Annotated in this window: 13 protein-coding genes and 1 other RNA gene; 10 read left to right on the plus strand and 4 right to left on the minus strand. The window is 69.6% G+C overall.

Going from position 1 to position 14,993, the window contains the following annotated elements:
• Positions 1–37: 37 nt before the first annotated feature.
• Positions 38–682, plus strand: coding sequence for a CatB-related O-acetyltransferase (locus tag ACQPXM_RS02035; protein ID WP_432944127.1), 645 nt, complete (start codon positions 38–40; stop codon positions 680–682).
• Positions 664–1,644 carry a GNAT family N-acetyltransferase gene (locus tag ACQPXM_RS02040; protein ID WP_432944129.1) on the plus strand — a complete coding sequence of 327 codons (981 nt, stop codon included), beginning with the start codon at positions 664–666 and terminating at the stop codon, positions 1,642–1,644. Before ACQPXM_RS02035 ends, ACQPXM_RS02040 begins: the two co-directional genes overlap by 19 nt.
• 82 nt (positions 1,645–1,726) lie before the next feature.
• On the opposite strand, the gene ACQPXM_RS02045 is transcribed toward ACQPXM_RS02040, so the two are convergent.
• Positions 1,727–2,542, minus strand: a complete 816-nt coding sequence (locus ACQPXM_RS02045; protein ID WP_432944131.1) for a TIGR03620 family F420-dependent LLM class oxidoreductase — start codon at positions 2,540–2,542, stop codon at positions 1,727–1,729.
• Positions 2,543–2,717: 175 nt separating this feature from the next.
• Between ACQPXM_RS02045 and ffs the strand changes: the two genes are divergently transcribed.
• Both ffs and nadE read left to right on the plus strand, forming a co-directional pair.
• Positions 2,718–2,814: signal recognition particle sRNA small type (gene ffs, locus ACQPXM_RS02050), an RNA gene on the plus strand.
• Positions 2,815–3,303: 489 nt separating this feature from the next.
• On the plus strand, positions 3,304–4,119 hold the full coding sequence (gene nadE, locus ACQPXM_RS02055) for an ammonia-dependent NAD(+) synthetase (protein WP_432944133.1): 816 nt from the start codon (positions 3,304–3,306) through the stop codon (positions 4,117–4,119).
• Between the two features lie 7 nt (positions 4,120–4,126).
• On the opposite strand, the gene ACQPXM_RS02060 is transcribed toward nadE, so the two are convergent.
• Positions 4,127–4,996, minus strand: a complete 870-nt coding sequence (locus tag ACQPXM_RS02060; protein ID WP_432944135.1) for an alpha/beta fold hydrolase — start codon at positions 4,994–4,996, stop codon at positions 4,127–4,129.
• Between the two features lie 94 nt (positions 4,997–5,090).
• On the opposite strand from ACQPXM_RS02060, the gene ACQPXM_RS02065 reads away from it, so the two are divergent.
• Positions 5,091–6,263 carry an acyl-CoA dehydrogenase family protein gene (locus tag ACQPXM_RS02065; RefSeq protein WP_432944137.1) on the plus strand — a complete coding sequence of 391 codons (1,173 nt, stop codon included), beginning with the start codon at positions 5,091–5,093 and terminating at the stop codon, positions 6,261–6,263.
• Between the two features lie 3 nt (positions 6,264–6,266).
• Here the strand turns inward: ACQPXM_RS02065 and ACQPXM_RS02070 are convergent, their stop codons facing one another.
• On the minus strand, positions 6,267–6,665 hold the full coding sequence (locus tag ACQPXM_RS02070; RefSeq protein WP_432944139.1) for a hypothetical protein: 399 nt from the start codon (positions 6,663–6,665) through the stop codon (positions 6,267–6,269).
• A 2-nt stretch (positions 6,666–6,667) separates the two neighbouring features.
• Positions 6,668–7,135 (minus strand): MarR family winged helix-turn-helix transcriptional regulator, encoded by a 468-nt coding sequence (locus ACQPXM_RS02075; RefSeq protein WP_432944141.1) that lies wholly within the window; start codon positions 7,133–7,135, stop codon positions 6,668–6,670.
• Positions 7,136–7,265: 130 nt separating this feature from the next.
• Between ACQPXM_RS02075 and ACQPXM_RS02080 the strand changes: the two genes are divergently transcribed.
• The 5 genes from ACQPXM_RS02080 (at position 7,266) to ACQPXM_RS02100 (ending at position 14,627) form a co-directional block, all read left to right on the plus strand.
• Positions 7,266–8,891 carry a long-chain fatty acid--CoA ligase gene (locus ACQPXM_RS02080; RefSeq protein WP_432944143.1) on the plus strand — a complete coding sequence of 542 codons (1,626 nt, stop codon included), beginning with the start codon at positions 7,266–7,268 and terminating at the stop codon, positions 8,889–8,891.
• A gap of 73 nt (positions 8,892–8,964) precedes the next feature.
• Complete coding sequence (rfbA, locus tag ACQPXM_RS02085; protein ID WP_432944144.1) at positions 8,965–9,840, plus strand: glucose-1-phosphate thymidylyltransferase RfbA; 876 nt, start codon at positions 8,965–8,967, stop codon at positions 9,838–9,840.
• A gap of 535 nt (positions 9,841–10,375) precedes the next feature.
• Positions 10,376–10,813, plus strand: coding sequence for a nuclear transport factor 2 family protein (locus ACQPXM_RS02090; protein WP_432944146.1), 438 nt, complete (start codon positions 10,376–10,378; stop codon positions 10,811–10,813).
• A gap of 137 nt (positions 10,814–10,950) precedes the next feature.
• Complete coding sequence (locus ACQPXM_RS02095) at positions 10,951–14,331, plus strand: DNA polymerase III subunit gamma and tau (RefSeq protein WP_432944148.1); 3,381 nt, start codon at positions 10,951–10,953, stop codon at positions 14,329–14,331.
• Positions 14,332–14,435: 104 nt separating this feature from the next.
• Positions 14,436–14,627, plus strand: a complete 192-nt coding sequence (locus tag ACQPXM_RS02100) for a hypothetical protein (protein ID WP_432944150.1) — start codon at positions 14,436–14,438, stop codon at positions 14,625–14,627.
• The last annotated feature ends 366 nt before the right edge of the window (positions 14,628–14,993 follow it).

The raw sequence follows: 14,993 nt of genomic DNA on the forward strand, positions 1-14,993 counted from the left end.
GGGCCCGGGGCGAGGGTGGGGCTTTAGGGTCGAAGGCATGGGTGGAGTGCCTGATCCTGGTGTCGTGCGGCCGGTGGTGGGGGCGGACCGGGTGGTGTTGCTGAAGCCGCTGGTGCGGTCGGAGTTGATCGAGGTGGGGGCCTACTCCTACTACGACGACCCGGACGATCCGGAGGCGTTCGAGACGCGGAACGTGCTGTACCACTACGGACCGGAGAAGCTGCGGATCGGGAAGTACTGCGCGCTCGGCACCGGTACGACGTTCGTGATGAACGGCGCCAACCACCGGATGGACGGGCCGTCGACGTATCCGTTCCCGATCATGGGTGGGGACTGGGCGGAACACTTCGGCCTGATCACGGGGTTGCCGGGGCGTGGTGACAAAGTGGTCGGGAACGACGTGTGGTTCGGGTACGGCTCGACCGTGATGCCGGGGGTGCGGATCGGGCACGGCGCGATCATCGCGTCCCGCGCAGTGGTGGTCGACGACGTGCCGGACTACGCGATCGTCGGCGGCAACCCGGCGAAGGTGATCCGGCGCCGGTTCAGCGACGAGGATGTCGAGCGGCTGCTCGCGGTCGCCTGGTGGGACTGGCCGGCGGAGCTCGTCACGAAGCACGTTCCGGCGATCATGTCCGGCAGCATCGGCGAGCTGGAGGCGGCATGGAACTCCGCCCGATAGAACCGGCGGACGTCGACGCCGTTCAGGCGCTGATCGAGTCCGATCCCGGGTACACCGAGCGCATCACGGGCTATCCGCCGGGCCCAGCGGATGCGCAGAGCTTGCTGATGATGCGGCCCGAGGGGCTGGCGGAGGAGGCGAAGGTCGTCCTCGGGGCTTTCGAGGGCGACGAACTGGTCGCGCTGGTCGATCTGCTGCGCGGCTATCCCGACCCGTCGTACGCGTTCATCGGGCTGCTCCAGGTCCGGGGTGATCGCCAGGGCCGCGGGATCGGGCGTACGGCGTACCGGCTGGTGGAGCGGTACGTCGAGAACACCTGGCCCGAGGTACGGCGCCTTCGGCTAGCTGTCGTGGACACGAACGCGGAGCAGGCCGCGCCGTTCTGGCTTCGGCTGGGGTTCGAGCCGACGGGGGAGGCGAAGCCGTACCGGTACGACCAGCTCACCTCGACCGCTCGCCTGTACGAGAAGGCGCTGTGCTGGAGTCACCCTCAACTCGTCGTACGGGAATCGGGGATCGCGGGTCAGGGCCTGTTCGCCACCGGCCCGATCGCCGCGGGTGAGGTTCTCGCGGTGCTGGCCGGGCGCAAGGTGTCGACCGCGGAACTGACCGAGCTGCTCGAGCATCCGCCGGTCGACACAATCACGCTCGAGGACGACGTGCACCTGGTCCTGCCGGCTGACCCGCGTCCCGTCATTGCTTATGGCAACCACAGCTGCGATCCGAACACCTGGTGGACCGACGCCGTCACCCTGACCGCCCGCCGGGACATCGCGGCCGGCGAGGAGGTCACCAGTGACTACGGCACGAGCACAGGCGTCGAGAACTGGCGGATGACCTGCTCCTGCGGCTCGAACCTGTGCCGCGGCGCCGTCACCGGATCCGACTGGCAGCGCCCGGAACTACAGGACCGCTACGGTGACCATTGGATTCCGGCCCTGCGCGCTCGGCAGAGCGCCTGAGTTCGATCCTCGACCGGATCGGCGAACGCTTCCGCGCTCGGCAAAGCGGCTGATTTGATCCTCGACCAAGGTCGGCGGAGGGCTAGAGCAGAACCGGAGCCAGCGCGCGCCACTGCTCGATCGGCTGCGGTCCGGTCACCCCGGTGAGGATGTTCACGGCGACGTGGTCGGCGCCGGCCTCCAGGTGCTCGCGTAGTCGGTCGGCGATCTGCTCCGACGTGCCCCATGCTGTCAGCGCGTCGACCATGCGATCGGGCAGCTCAGTCAGGTCGCTCTCGCTGAACCCCATCCGTCGGAGGTTCGCCGCGTACCCGGGAAGCGTGACGAAGAAGCTGATCGGCTCCCTCGCGATGGCGCGCGCTCGCTCGGCGTCGGTCTCCACGACCGTCAGGTGGCTCACCGCCAGCAGCTTGTCAGCCCCCAGGACCGCCCGGGCGCTCGCCGTGTACTCCGCGGTCACCAGAAAGGGGTAGGCCCCAGCTGTCCGGTTGCGAGCCAGCTCCAGCATCCGCGGTCCGAGTGCCGCGAGCAGGCGGTGCTGCTTCGGTACGCCGTCCAGTTGGTCGAGGTAATCCCTGACCGTGGCCACGGGCCGAGCGCCGTGCGCTCCACCCAGTCCCACGGTGAACCGCCCCGGCGCCTCCGCCTCGAGAGCCGCGTACGTCGCTGCGACGTCCTCAGGCGCGTACGAGTCGACCGACAGAATCCCGCTCACGAACTTGATCCTGCTCGTCGCCTCGACCAACTCCCGGATCGTCCGCAGCCCCGGCAACGGTCCACCCGACAACCAGATCGCCGGGTACCCCAATTCTTCAGCTGCCCGAGCCGCATCGATCGACTCCGGCGAACTCGTCAACCCCGTGGTGATTCCGAACGGCCCGAACGAGTGTTTGGTCACGGCTCCCACCTTAGATCGGCCTTCCTACCCAGGCGGGTGGGCAGACGGTGGACTGAGGCCTCGGTCCGCGGCCCCTCCGCGCGTTCGGACGCGAGGTGCTCGGCGAGCGCCACGGATGCTGTCGTGGGCCCGGGGGTCGATTCCCGGTTCCGCCCCGCAATCCCGTACACTCTCTGCTGGTTCCCCGCGTGGCGGTATCTCGCCCAACTCCCCCAGGGCCGGAAGGCAGCAAGGGTAAGTGAGCTCTTCCGGGTGCGCGGGGAATCCTCATGTCCGGCCCCGGTCAGCCCGCACCGACGCCGCGGCTCGGACCGGCACCCGCACCCGGCGCTCGGACCCGTACGCGCGCTCGAACCCGCCGCTTGCAGTGCCCTCGCACTGTGGTCCCGGTTCACCCACGTCGGTGTTCCTCGGCGATGGACGGGTCAGAGTAACGGCATCCCGCGGCATCCCGCGGCATCCCGCGGCATCCCGCGGTGACACCGCGGTGACACCGCGGCGACACCGGCCAGTGCACCCAGTGCGGCGACCGGCCCTTCCAGAGATGAGGGCCGCGGCGCCGCACGTGCCGGCGAACACCCATCCCCGGCGCGCAGCGAGACGGCTCGCCACGGTGGCTCGGGTGCTCGAACGACGCGCGCCCGAGCATTGCGGCGCCAAGTCAGAGTCGCCCGCCGCATCTCGCTTCGCGGGTCGGCGTGAGGGGCGAGCGAATGGGCACCTGATACTGGAGACCAGGATTCGACCGGTGAGGGAGATCGATGAGCGAGGACCGTCGCTATCTGCAGGAACTGATCATCGCTGAGCTCGACGTGTCGCCGTCGTTCGATGCCGATCTGGAGATTGAGCGGCGCGTGGCCTTCCTGGCCGATCGGCTGCGGCTGGCGGGATCGACGGTGTATGTGCTGGGGATCAGCGGCGGTGTCGACTCGAGTGTGGCGGGTCGGCTGTGCCAGCTGGCGGTCGAGCGGGTCCGGGCCGACGGCGGCGACGCGACGTTCGTGGCGATGCGGCTCCCGTACGGCGTGCAGCACGACGAGGACGACGCCAAGCGGGCGCTCGAGTTCATCAAGCCGGACGAGACGCTGACGGTCGACATCAAGCCCGCGACCGACGCGATGGTTGCCGCGGTCACGCATGCGGGTCTCGGCGAGCGGGCCGACTTCCACGCCGGCAACATCAAGGCACGGCAGCGGATGATCGCGCAGTACGCCGTCGCCGGTGCGCGCGGAGGGCTGGTCGTCGGCACCGATCACGCTGCTGAGGCCGTGATGGGCTTCTACACCAAGTACGGCGACGGCGCGTGCGACCTGACGCCGCTGTCCGGGCTGAACAAGCGCCGCGTCCGCACGATCGGCGAGCGCCTCGGCGCCGCGCCCGAGATCACCGGCAAGGTCCCCACCGCCGACCTCGAGTCCGACCGGCCGGGCATCCCCGACGAAGCCGTGCTCGGCGTCACCTACGACCAGATCGACGACTTCCTCGAAGGGCAAGAGATCGACTCCGAGGCCGCCGAGATCATCATCGCCACGCACCGGCGCACCGCCCACAAGCGAGCCGTGCCCATCGCGGTCTGATCTCGGCTCAGCGGAGCAGAAAGTCGCTGACCGCAACGGCGTACGCCTCGGGCTGCTCGGCGTGCACGAAATGGCCCGCGCCTTCGAACAGGTGGTAGGTGCCGTCGAGAACCTCGGTCTGGAAATGGTGAATCTCCTCGGGGCTGGTGACCGGGTCGTGTTCGCCTTTGACGAGCAGGGCCGGCGCGGACAGTTGTGGCAGCAGCGGGAGTAGGGACTCGTTGAAGCCGGGCGTGTGTGTGATCGTCTCCGCGAAGTAGCCCGCGCGGTCCTGGATCTGGTCGGGCAGGGCACCGGAGGGAAGCTCGAGGTCACGGGACCCCGGCCCGAGGTAGATCTCCATCCGGCGCTCGCCGAGTCTGTGCAGCAGGCTCGTTCGTTCGATCCACATCTCGGTCGTCGCCGGGCCGGACTGCCGCAGGAGCTTGTCGGCCGCGTCTCGCAGGCCGAACTCCGTGAGCAGGGCAAGGGCCGACTCGACCAGGGTGCGCGTGGCCAGAACCATGTCCCAGGGCGGATTCTCGAAGATGACCTGGCTCACCGACGACGGATGGTTCGCCGCGTAGCGCAGCGCGAGGCGGCCGCCGTACGAGTGGCCGAGCACGGCCCATCGCTCGAACCCGAGCTGCTCCCGGAGCGCCTCGAAGTCCGCGATCAGGATGTCCTCGGTGACAGGGCCGTCGATGGGGTCGGAATGCTGGACCCCGCGCTGGTCGACGCCGATCAGCCGGAGCCGCTCGGCCAGTCGATCCCCCTGGAAGGCGAGAAAGTCGTACGATCCCGCGCCAGGGCCTCCGTGCAGGTAGAGCAGGGGCGGCGCGTCGGCCGGCCCTCGCTGGTCGACGTACAGGCGAGTTCCGCGAATCTCGGTCAGCATGTGATCGAGGCTAGATCGGCCTAGGGTGGCGAAGAAGGTAATCAGTAGGAACTCTTCAGGCATTCTTCCGGACGCAGAACGCAGGAGGCGTTGCATGGTCGACTTCTCGCTCACCGAGGAACAGCAGGCGATCCGGGCCACCACCCGGGAGTTCGTCCGGCGGGAACTGATGCCGCTGGAGAACGACGTTCTGCGCCGCGAGCGAGAGGGCCAGCCAGGCCTCGAGCCCGAGGTCGTGAAAGCCCTGCGTGAGAAGGCGAAGAGCTTCGGGTTCTGGGGCCTGAGCACACCCGAGGAGTACGGCGGGATGAACCTGTCGGCGGTTGACCAGGCACTGATCACCAGCGAGCTCGGCCGGACGTTCGTACCGTTCTCCTTCGGCGGCGAGGCCGACAACATCCTCTACGAGTGCAACGAGCAGCAGCGCAAGGAATACCTGCTGCCGACGATCTCCGGCGAGCGCAGGTCCTGCTTCGCGATCACCGAACCGGGCGCGGGTTCGGACACGCGGGCGATCCGGACGAGGGCCCGGCGCGACGGTGACGAGTGGGTGATCCGCGGCGAGAAGACGTTCATCACCGGCGGCAACGAGGCCGACTTCGCGATCGTGATCGCGGTGACGGACGCGGAGCTGGGGTCGAAGGGTGGGTTCACCGCGTTCCTGGTCGATCGGGACCGCGGCTGGACGTCGGACCCGATCGTGACGATGGGTCAGGCGGTTCCCGCGACGCTCAACTTCGACGATGTGCGGGTGCCGGCCGATCACGTGCTCGGGGAGGTCGGCCAGGGGTACGAGCTCGCGATGCGCTGGATCATGAAGGGACGGTTCCTGATCCCGGCGCGCGGCATCGGGGCCTGCGAGCGCCTGCTGGAGCTGGCGATCGAGCACGCGAACAGCCGCGAGACGTTCGGTCGTGCGATCGCCGACAACCAGGCGATCCAGTGGATGATCGCCGACTCGGAGGTCGAGCTGGAGGCGGCCCGCTGGCTCGTCCTGTACGCCGCGTGGGTGGTCGACCAGGGCCGGCACCCGCAGCACGACAGTGCGATCGCCAAGCTCTACGGCACCAACACGGTCAACCGGGTCGCTGACCGGGTGCTGCAGATCCACGGCGGCATGGGGTACACCAAGGAGCTTCCGATCGAGCGGTGGTTCCGTGAGGTCCGGTTGTGGCGCATCTTCGAGGGCACCGACGAGATGCAGCGGCTGATCATCTCCCGCGACCTGCTCCGCGGCTACCGCAAGCCGGGTGCGCACTTCCAGTAGGGCTTAGGCGGCGCGGGCCAGTTGGCTGAGGCGGTTGGTGAGGCGGCCCAGGCGGACGGCGGCGATTCCTCGGTACGCCGGCCGCAGCACCGCGGCGAGCGGTCCGGACTGGCTGAACCCGTGGGTCACCTCGCCGTCTGGGCCGATCATCCAGCTGGCGGTCTCGTGGAACCCCGGTACCTCCCAGACGAACTCCACGCGGTCCGGCTCGATCAGCGTGTACGTCAGCCGGCCGGTGAAGCGTGGTCGCACGCGCAGCGCGTACGGCGTACCGATGGTTGGCGTGGCCGGTCCGTCGACGGAGACGAAAGCCTCGTTCCACTCGGGTAGGGCACGTGCGTCGAGCAGGGCTTGCCGGATCGCGGCGCGAGAGGCGGGGATCGTCGAGCTTGCGTACTCCATGACTACTTCTCCTTCACGGTGTCGCGCCGGCGAGCCAGGGCCGCACCGGCGGGAAAGGACTCGGCGACGGCTCGCAGCGTGCTGATGGTTTCGTCGACGGGCAGTCCGGCGGTCAGCTCTGCGATCCGCCGGTGCAGCCGCTCCTCGGCGGTGACGACGCGCCGGCAGAGCTGACGTCCGCGCGACGTGAGACTGAGCGCCAGATAGCGCCGGTCGACCTTGTCGATCTCGCGTCGTACGAGTCCTTGGCCGACCAGTCGCTCGACCAGGCGGCTGGGGCTCGTGCCCGTCTCGCAGACCAGCAGACCGCCGAGCGCGTTGAGCGTCAGTGGGCCGTGGTCGCGCAGGACGCGCAGTACTTCGGCCTGTGACGGGGTGATGCCGAGTGGGCGGAGATCGGCGGCGAGCAGGCGATTTCCCTCACGCTGGATCGCGAGCACCAAGTACCGCAACTCTTCTGCCGGCTTCACCGTCAATACATTACACGACATGTATGTCGTGACATCTAGTCGGCTTGATGCGATGAGTTCCTGAAAAGTGCGTAGTGAGTGCCTGGTGAGGTCATGGTCAAGGCGCCACCGGAACTGGCACAGTGGGGTCATGAAGGGTCTGATGCAGGACTACCAGCTGTCCCTGGACACCATCTTCCGCCGGGCGGAGCAGTTCTTCCCGGACAAGACCGTGCACACCGGCGGCCCGGCGCCCACGACCATGACGTACGGCGAGTGGGCCGCGCGGACCAGACGCCTCGGTGGTGTGCTCGACGACCTGGGCATCAGCGCCGACGGCCGGGTCGGCACGTTCGCGTGGAACTCGGGGCGGCACCTCGAGCTGTATTTCGCCGCGCCCTGCACCGGCCGGGTCCTGCACACGCTGAACATCAGGCTCTTCCCCGACCAGGTGGTGTACATCGCCAACCACGCCGAGGACGAGGTCGTCTTCGTGGACCGCTCGCTGCTCGGGCTCTTCCTCCCGCTGCTGGACCGGTTGCCGCTGCTGCGTCACGTGGTCGTGATGGACGACCTGCCGGCCGGCGCTCCGGGCGTGGAGCTTCCGGACGACGACCGGTTCCACGACTACGAGGAACTGCTGGCGGCCGCGGAGCCGGTCGAGTTCCACGTCGAGGACGAGAACCAGGCAGCCGCGATGTGCTACACGAGCGGGACGACGGGCAATCCCAAGGGGGTCGTCTACTCGCACCGCTCGACCTGGCTGCACTCGATCGGCGTACTGACCAACGCGGGCATCGGGTTGCACGAGACCGACACGGTGATGCCGGTGGTCCCGATGTTCCACGCGAACGCCTGGGGGCTGGCGCACGCGGCGCCGATGGCAGGGGCCAACCTGGTGTTCCCGGGGCCGGACATGTCGCCACAGGGCATCCTGAAACTGCTGCAGGAGCAGGAGGTCACGCTGTCCGCAGGCGTACCGACCATCTGGCAGGGACTGCTCCCGTTGCTGGACGGTGTCGAGCTGCCGAAGCTGCGGCGGATCCCCTGTGGTGGTTCGGCCGTGCCACTCGCGCTGTCGGAGGCGTTCCGGGAGAAGCTCGGCAAGCCGATCCTCCAGGCGTGGGGCATGACGGAGACCAGCCCGGTCGCGACGGCCTCGCACGTCCCGGTCCGCGATCAGGAGCTGCCGGAGGACGAGCAGGCCAAGCTGCGGGCCCGGCAGGGGTTGCCGCTGCCGGGGGTCGAGGTTCGCATCGTGGAGCCGGGGTCGATAACGCCGCTGCCCTGGGACGACGAGGCGACCGGCGAGCTTCAGGTCCGCGGGCCGTGGATCGCGGCCGAGTACTACCGGCCGGATGCGGGAGTCGAGCTCAACACGGAGGACGGCTGGATGAAGACCGGCGACGTCGCCGCGATCGACCAGTACGGATCAGTGCGGCTGGTCGACCGGACCAAGGACCTGGTGAAGTCCGGCGGAGAGTGGATCAGCTCCGTCGAGCTGGAGAATCTGTTGATGGCCCACCCGGCGGTCAAGGAGGCGGCGGTGATTGGCGTACCGCATCCGAAGTGGGACGAGCGTCCGCTGGCCTGCGTGGTGTTGCAGGAGGGCGAGACGGTCACGGGTGAGGAGATCCTGGCGTACCTCGAGCCGCTGGTCGCGAAGTGGTGGCTTCCGGATGCGGTTGAGTTCATCGACGAGGTGCCGAAGACGTCGGTCGGCAAGTTCTCCAAGAAGGACCTGCGCACCCGGTTCGCGGAGTATCACTTGGAGTGAACGACGTGCTCCGCCGGCAGTGGACCAGTGCTCGATGTGGCATGGACCGCCAACGTCGGTAAGGTGCGGTCGCATGCGAGGGATCATCCTGGCCGGCGGTTCCGGCACCCGACTGCACCCGATCACGATGGCAGCGAGCAAGCAACTGCTCCCCGTCTATGACAAGCCGATGATCTACTACCCGCTGTCGACGCTGATGCTGGCGAACATCCGTGAGGTGCTGGTCATCACCACGCCGGACGACGCGCCGCAGTTCCAGCGGCTGCTCGGCGACGGGTCGCAGTTCGGGATGGAGATCTCGTACGCCGTGCAGCCGAGCCCGGACGGGCTGGCGCAGGCGTTCCTGATCGGGGAGCAGTTCATCAAGGACGAGCCGGTCGCGCTGGCGCTCGGCGACAACATCTTCTACGGTCCCGGGCTCGGGGTGCACCTGCAGACGTTCAACGACGTCGACGGCGGTGTGGTGTTCGCCTACCGGGTCGCGGATCCGACGGCGTACGGGGTGGTCGAGTTCGACGCCGAGGGCCGGGCGCTGAGCATCGAGGAGAAGCCGAAGGAGCCGAAGAGCAACTACGCCGTACCGGGGCTGTACTTCTACTCCGCCGACGTGGTCGACATCGCCAAGGAGATCAAGCCCTCCGCGCGCGGCGAGCTGGAGATCTCGTCGGTGAACGAGGTGTACCTGGACGCCAAGCGCCTGCAGGTCGAGGTGCTGCCGCGCGGGACGGCGTGGCTGGACACCGGCACGTTCGACTCGCTGATGGCGGCCGGGGAGTTCGTCCGGGCGGTCGAGATGCGGCAGGGGCAGAAGATCGGCTGCCCGGAGGAGATCGCCTGGCGGCGCGGGTTCATTGACGACGCGGGCCTGCAGCAGCGTGCCGACACGCTCGCCAAGTCGGGCTACGGGACGTACCTGCACGGGTTGCTGGAAGAGGGCCCGCACGCCTGACGGACGAGGGCCCGCAAGGCTGAGGAAAGTGGGCCCGCGGGGTTGAGCGACGAAGGCCGGGGCTAAGCGACGAGGGCTCGCGGGCCTGAGCGAAGAGGGCCCGCAGGGCTGAGCGAAGAGGTCCGCAGGCCTGAGGAAAGAGGGCCTGCGGGGCTGAGCGAAGAAGGCCGGCGGGGCAGCGAAGAGGTCCGCAGGGCTGAGCGAACAGGCCCGCAGGGCTGACGGTCCGCTCGGCGACCGGTTTGGGGGAAACCGTCTGGAGCGCCTGGAGCGTCCGGATGGGCTGGCGTCGGGTTCGGCCCGACGTGCGGCCCGCTGCGCTGCTGATCGTCCCGGTGACAGCGCCGGCTGGACTGTCCCGCTGTTGCTCGCCGGTCTGTTCTACGGCCCGTTGTCCGGCGGTGAGCCGCCCGCTTGCCGTTCTCCCGCGAGATCGAAGCCCTCCGCCGCCGAATGGTCGCCGATCCGTTTCCGGCCAGTGCGGCGGCGCGATTTCGCCAGACAGGTCGCCGGACCGAAACTACGGTCTCGTCGCATGACAGCTGCCGAGGACGTTCTGGACCGGTTCTGCCAAGCCGAGGCCGAGTACGTCGCGGGCGGCGGGCGCGGGCGGGGCGACTTCGGGCCCGTTGCGGCGGTGCTGCATCCCGAGGTCTGCCTGTGGACGCAGCCGGGCCTGCCGTACGGCGGCGTGTGGCGTGGCCGAGAAGGGATCGAGAACTTCCTCGCCGAGTTCAGCGCGACCTGGTCGGAGCTCGACATCCTTTCGACGTCGAAGGTCGCCGACGGGGAGCAGGTCGCGGTGCACCTCCAGGTCAGGTTCACGGCGCGGATCACCGGTCGGGCGCTGGAGACGTCGATCGTCCAGCTGAACCGGGCCCGCGACGGCCTGGTCACGGAGTTCCGCACCTACTACTGGGATCCGGCTGCGATCGCTGCCGTGACCGGCCGGCAGGCGGCCGGCGACGGTTGACGGATCGGTGAGGTGCCCTGCCAGTCGGTGGGGACGCGCTCGAGGTCGGGCGTGCGTACGGCGTATTAGGTGATGGGTGGTGACGCGCCGGGGGCGGTGACCGCTTCGGGGCGGGGCGGTTGTGGGTTGGGGAGGAAATGTCGGGGCTCGGCGCTAGGGTTGCGGTCGTGGAAGCACCTCTTGCGTTGTACCGCCGGTATCGCCCGGAGACGTTTGCCGAGGTGATCGGGCAGGACCATGTCACGGCACCGCTGCGGAACGCGTTGAGCAACAACCGGGTGAACCACGCCTACCTGTTCTCCGGACCGCGCGGCTGTGGCAAGACCACCAGTGCGCGGATCCTGGCCCGGGCGATCAACTGCGAGAAGGGCCCGATCGCCGAGCCGTGCGGGGTGTGCAAGTCCTGCACCGACCTGGCGCGCGGTGGGCCGGGCAGCATCGACGTGATCGAGATCGACGCCGCCTCGCACGGTGGTGTCGACGACGCGCGCGACCTGCGTGAGCGGGCGTTCTTCGCGCCGGTCGAGAGCCGGTACAAGATCTACATCATCGACGAGGCCCACATGGTCACGACGCAGGGCTTCAACGCCCTGCTGAAGCTGGTCGAAGAGCCGCCGCCGCACCTGAAGTTCATCTTCGCCACCACCGAACCCGACAAGGTCATCGGGACGATCCGGTCCCGCACCCACCACTACCCGTTCCGCCTGGTGCCGCCGAAGGCGCTCGGCGACTACATGGCGACGCTGTGCGAGGCGGAGGGCGTTGCGATCGCCCCGGCCGCGTTGCCGCTGGTGGTGCGAGCCGGCGCGGGATCGGTGCGTGACTCGCTGAGCGTGCTCGACCAGTTGATCGGCGGCGCCGGGCCGGAGGGCGTGACGTACGAGCTGGCCGTCGCGCTGCTCGGGTTCACGCCGGATTCGCTGCTCGATGCGTGCGTGGACGGATTTGCGGCGCACGACAGCCGGGCCGTGTTCGAGACGGTCGAGAAGGTCATCGAGACCGGACAGGACCCGAAGCGGTTCGCGGAGGATCTGCTGCGGCGGCTGCGTGACCTGGTGATTCTGTCGGCGGTGCCGAACGCGGTCGCTTCCGGACTGATCGAGGCGGCGGAGGACCAGGGTGAGCGGCTGCAGACCCAGGCGGCTGGGATCGGGGCGGCTGAGCTGACGCGGGCGGCTGACATCGTCGCTGCCGGGTTGCTGGAGATGCGAGGGGCGACGGCGCCTCGGCTGCAGCTGGAGCTGATCTGCGCAAAGGTGCTGCTGCCGGGCGCGGACGACTCCACCAACGGCATTCAGGCTCGGTTGGACCGGATGGAGCGCCGGCTGACGATCGGCGTGCCTGCTGGTGCGGCGGACGTGGCGTCCGTGGGTGGAGCGGGCGGTGGTGCGCCCCTCGTTGGTGCGCCTGCGGGTGGGGCAGTTGGTGGAGCTGAGGTGGCTGCGAGTCGGCCGGGCGGCGCGGCTGGAGTTGCCGGTCGTGGCGCTGCGGCGGCTGGTGACGGTGGCTCGGGCGGAGCTGCGGTTGGTGATGGTCGCTCTGGCGGAGCTGGTGGCGCGGCGGGATCCGGCGGCTCGGCCGCGGGTGCGGCAGCTGGTTCTGGTGCGGCAGGTGGGTCCGGTACGTCGAGTGCTGCGTCTCCGGCGGCTGGAAGTGGCTCCGCTGCTGGCGCAGGCTCTGCAAGTGGAGCAGCCCCTGCGGGCGCTGCGGGTGTAGCAGGCTCTGCGGGTAGTTCGTCCGCGTCTGGTGGAGCTGTTGGTGGTGGCTCCGGGCGCGGTGCTGGCGCTTCCGGCGGGCAAGCGGGCTCGGGCGGACTGGCGTCTGGTGGTGGCAATCGGACTGGAGCTTGGGCTGATGAGTCCGGTTCGGCGTCGGGCGTGGGTTCGCAGTCGCCGGCGGCTGCTCAGGTGGCACCGGCTGCTGCGGCGCCGGTTTCGACTGGCTCCGTGGGGTTGGCGGATGTTCGGCGGTTGTGGCCTCAGGTGCTGGAGGCTGTGAAGACCAAGCGGCGGTTCGCGTGGATCATGCTGAGCCAGAACGCGCAGGTCATTGCCATTGACGACCAGACGCTGACGCTGGGGCTGGTGAACGCGGGGGCTCGGGAGAGCTTCGCGCGGTCGGGCAGTGACGAGATCCTGCGGCAGGCGATGATCGACACGATCGGGATCAGCCGGCGGGTCGAGGCGGTGGTCGATCCGTCGACGGATCCTGGGGCTGGGACGGGCGGTGGGTCTGCGCCGTCGGCGCCCCCGAGTTCGTCGTGGGATCAGGGGTCTTCGGCGAGTAATCAGCCTGGGGTGTCCGGTGCGAGTGGTTCGTACGGCGGTGGCGCCGGCTCAGCAGGCGGATCGGGCGGTGCGCCGGGTGGCGCTGGGGCGTACGACGCCTCGGGCGGCGCTGCCGGCCAGGGTGGACCGGGTGGTTCGGGATACGACGCGGCGGGTCCTGCGGGCGGACCGGGTGGTGCGGGGTATGAGGCGGCGGGTTCTGCGGGCGGAGCGGCCGGTCCGGGATATGACGCGGCGGGTTCTGCGGGCGGAGCGGCTGGTCCGGGGTATGACGCGGCGGGTTCTGCGGGCGGAGCGGCTGGTCCGGGGCATGACGCGCCAGGTTCTGCGGGCCGACCGGGTGGTCCGGGGTTCGACGCGGCGGGTTCGGCCGGTGGCGTCTCCGGGACAGGTGTTTCGGGTCCTGGCTCGGGTGGAGCGCCCGGAGCGGGCTCTGGTGCGGCGGTCGCCGGGTCGGGTTCGAGCGCAGGGATTGCCAGTGCGGCTGGAAGTGAAGGTGCAGGAGCGGCAGGGACCGGAGGTCCTGGTGGCGCGGCTGGGCCCGAGGGCGCTGTTGGTTCAGGGCATGGCGGTTCGGCAGGCTCGGGCGGTGTTGCTGGGCCGGGCGGTGCTGGTTCCGGCGGTGCGGCCGGTCCGGGCGGATTGACTGCTCCGGCTGGTGCAGACGGTGGAGTTGGGGCCGGAGCGGGTGCTCCTGGGGCGGGTTCCGCGTCGGGGGCGCACGGCGTTTCGTCCGGAACTTCCGGCGGGTCGGACTGGGGTGATGGGGCGGCCGGTCCGGGGGCGGGTGCTGGTGCGGGAAGTCCTGAGGCTCCTGGTGCTGGGCCGTCCTACGGTGCCGGCGGGCCCGGCGGTGGATTGACCGGATCCGCAGGCGGTGGAGCGGCGGTTGCGGTGCAGGATGCGCCGGGTGGGGTGAGTCCGACGGTTCGCGGGCCGCTTCAGGGGGATCAGCAGGCGGGTGGACCGCCGGCGCCTTCGGCGGCTCCGGAAGTGGATCGGCGGGAGCAGGCCGCCAGCAAGCGGCGGGCGGCTGAGGCCGCGGTCGCGGCGGAGCAGGCGCGGAAGGCCGCGGCGGCACCGACGGTGCAGGAAGCGCCGTTGACGCCGGAGGAAGAAGCCGAGGCGATCGGCGACGACGACATCGTGCTGGAAGAGGATTCTCGCTCGCACACCGATCTGCTGCGCGAGACGCTGGGAGCGCAGATCATCACCGAAGAGCCGAACTGATCTACGGCGCCTCCGGCTGCTGATGTTCGAAGAAGCCGCCTGTTTGCGGACAGGCGGCTTCGGCCTGTGGGGCCCGGCGCCACCTGTGGCGGGAGGGCCTGCTGGTGGTGCTCATCGCCAGGCAGCGGCCGGCGCAGGACCTGGGCAGACATGCAGCCGACACCGGCCGATTCCGCACCGTGTTCGCTCAGCTGTGCGTTACGGACCCCGCACGCCTCTCCGGCGGCAGCGAAGCGCTGTCGCGCGGCACGGGCGAAACCGTGTCGTTCGGCCGGGTCGATTGGGGGTGCCGGTGATGTTGTCGACGCCGGTCAGCGGCGGGTTGGGAGTGAGGCCGTCGTCATACGCGATGGCGATCTCGGGCCCGGGCCGTTGGGCTCGACCTGGCGTTGTCGGCCCGACTTCAAGCCGGCGCGCAGGATGCTGGCGCGAGGGTCCGAATGGGGTCGCGGGGCGCAGGTCGCGCGGACGCGGACGTCGGGGCGCGGATGCTGGTGTCGGAACGCAAATGCTGGGGTTGGAACGCGAACGCTGGCGCCACGACGCGGACCGATCGGTGGAGTTGCCGTTGCGCCGACGGTGGACGCCGTCCAGCCGACGCCGTGGACGCCATCCGGCGGCGCGGTGGGACGCGGCTCAAAGAGCCGAGTCACGCGAGGCGG

It is taken from the genome of Kribbella sp. CA-253562, assembly GCF_050942265.1.
GTDB lineage: Bacteria > Actinomycetota > Actinomycetes > Propionibacteriales > Kribbellaceae > Kribbella.

What these genes read in the sequence shown, in the direction of transcription:
- ACQPXM_RS02070 (WP_432944139.1), bottom strand. Translation starts at nt 6,665, where the DNA reads ATGGAGTACGCAAGCTCGACGATCCCCGCCTCTCGCGCCGCGATCCGG.
- nadE (WP_432944133.1), top strand. Translation starts at nt 3,304, where the DNA reads ATGAGCGAGGACCGTCGCTATCTGCAGGAACTGATCATCGCTGAGCTC.
- ACQPXM_RS02090 (WP_432944146.1), top strand. Translation starts at nt 10,376, where the DNA reads ATGACAGCTGCCGAGGACGTTCTGGACCGGTTCTGCCAAGCCGAGGCC.
- ACQPXM_RS02095 (WP_432944148.1), top strand. Translation starts at nt 10,951, where the DNA reads ATGTCGGGGCTCGGCGCTAGGGTTGCGGTCGTGGAAGCACCTCTTGCG.
- ACQPXM_RS02035 (WP_432944127.1), top strand. Translation starts at nt 38, where the DNA reads ATGGGTGGAGTGCCTGATCCTGGTGTCGTGCGGCCGGTGGTGGGGGCG.
- ACQPXM_RS02080 (WP_432944143.1), top strand. Translation starts at nt 7,266, where the DNA reads ATGAAGGGTCTGATGCAGGACTACCAGCTGTCCCTGGACACCATCTTC.
- ACQPXM_RS02060 (WP_432944135.1), bottom strand. Translation starts at nt 4,996, where the DNA reads ATGCTGACCGAGATTCGCGGAACTCGCCTGTACGTCGACCAGCGAGGG.
- rfbA (WP_432944144.1), top strand. Translation starts at nt 8,965, where the DNA reads ATGCGAGGGATCATCCTGGCCGGCGGTTCCGGCACCCGACTGCACCCG.
- ACQPXM_RS02040 (WP_432944129.1), top strand. Translation starts at nt 664, where the DNA reads ATGGAACTCCGCCCGATAGAACCGGCGGACGTCGACGCCGTTCAGGCG.
- ACQPXM_RS02065 (WP_432944137.1), top strand. Translation starts at nt 5,091, where the DNA reads ATGGTCGACTTCTCGCTCACCGAGGAACAGCAGGCGATCCGGGCCACC.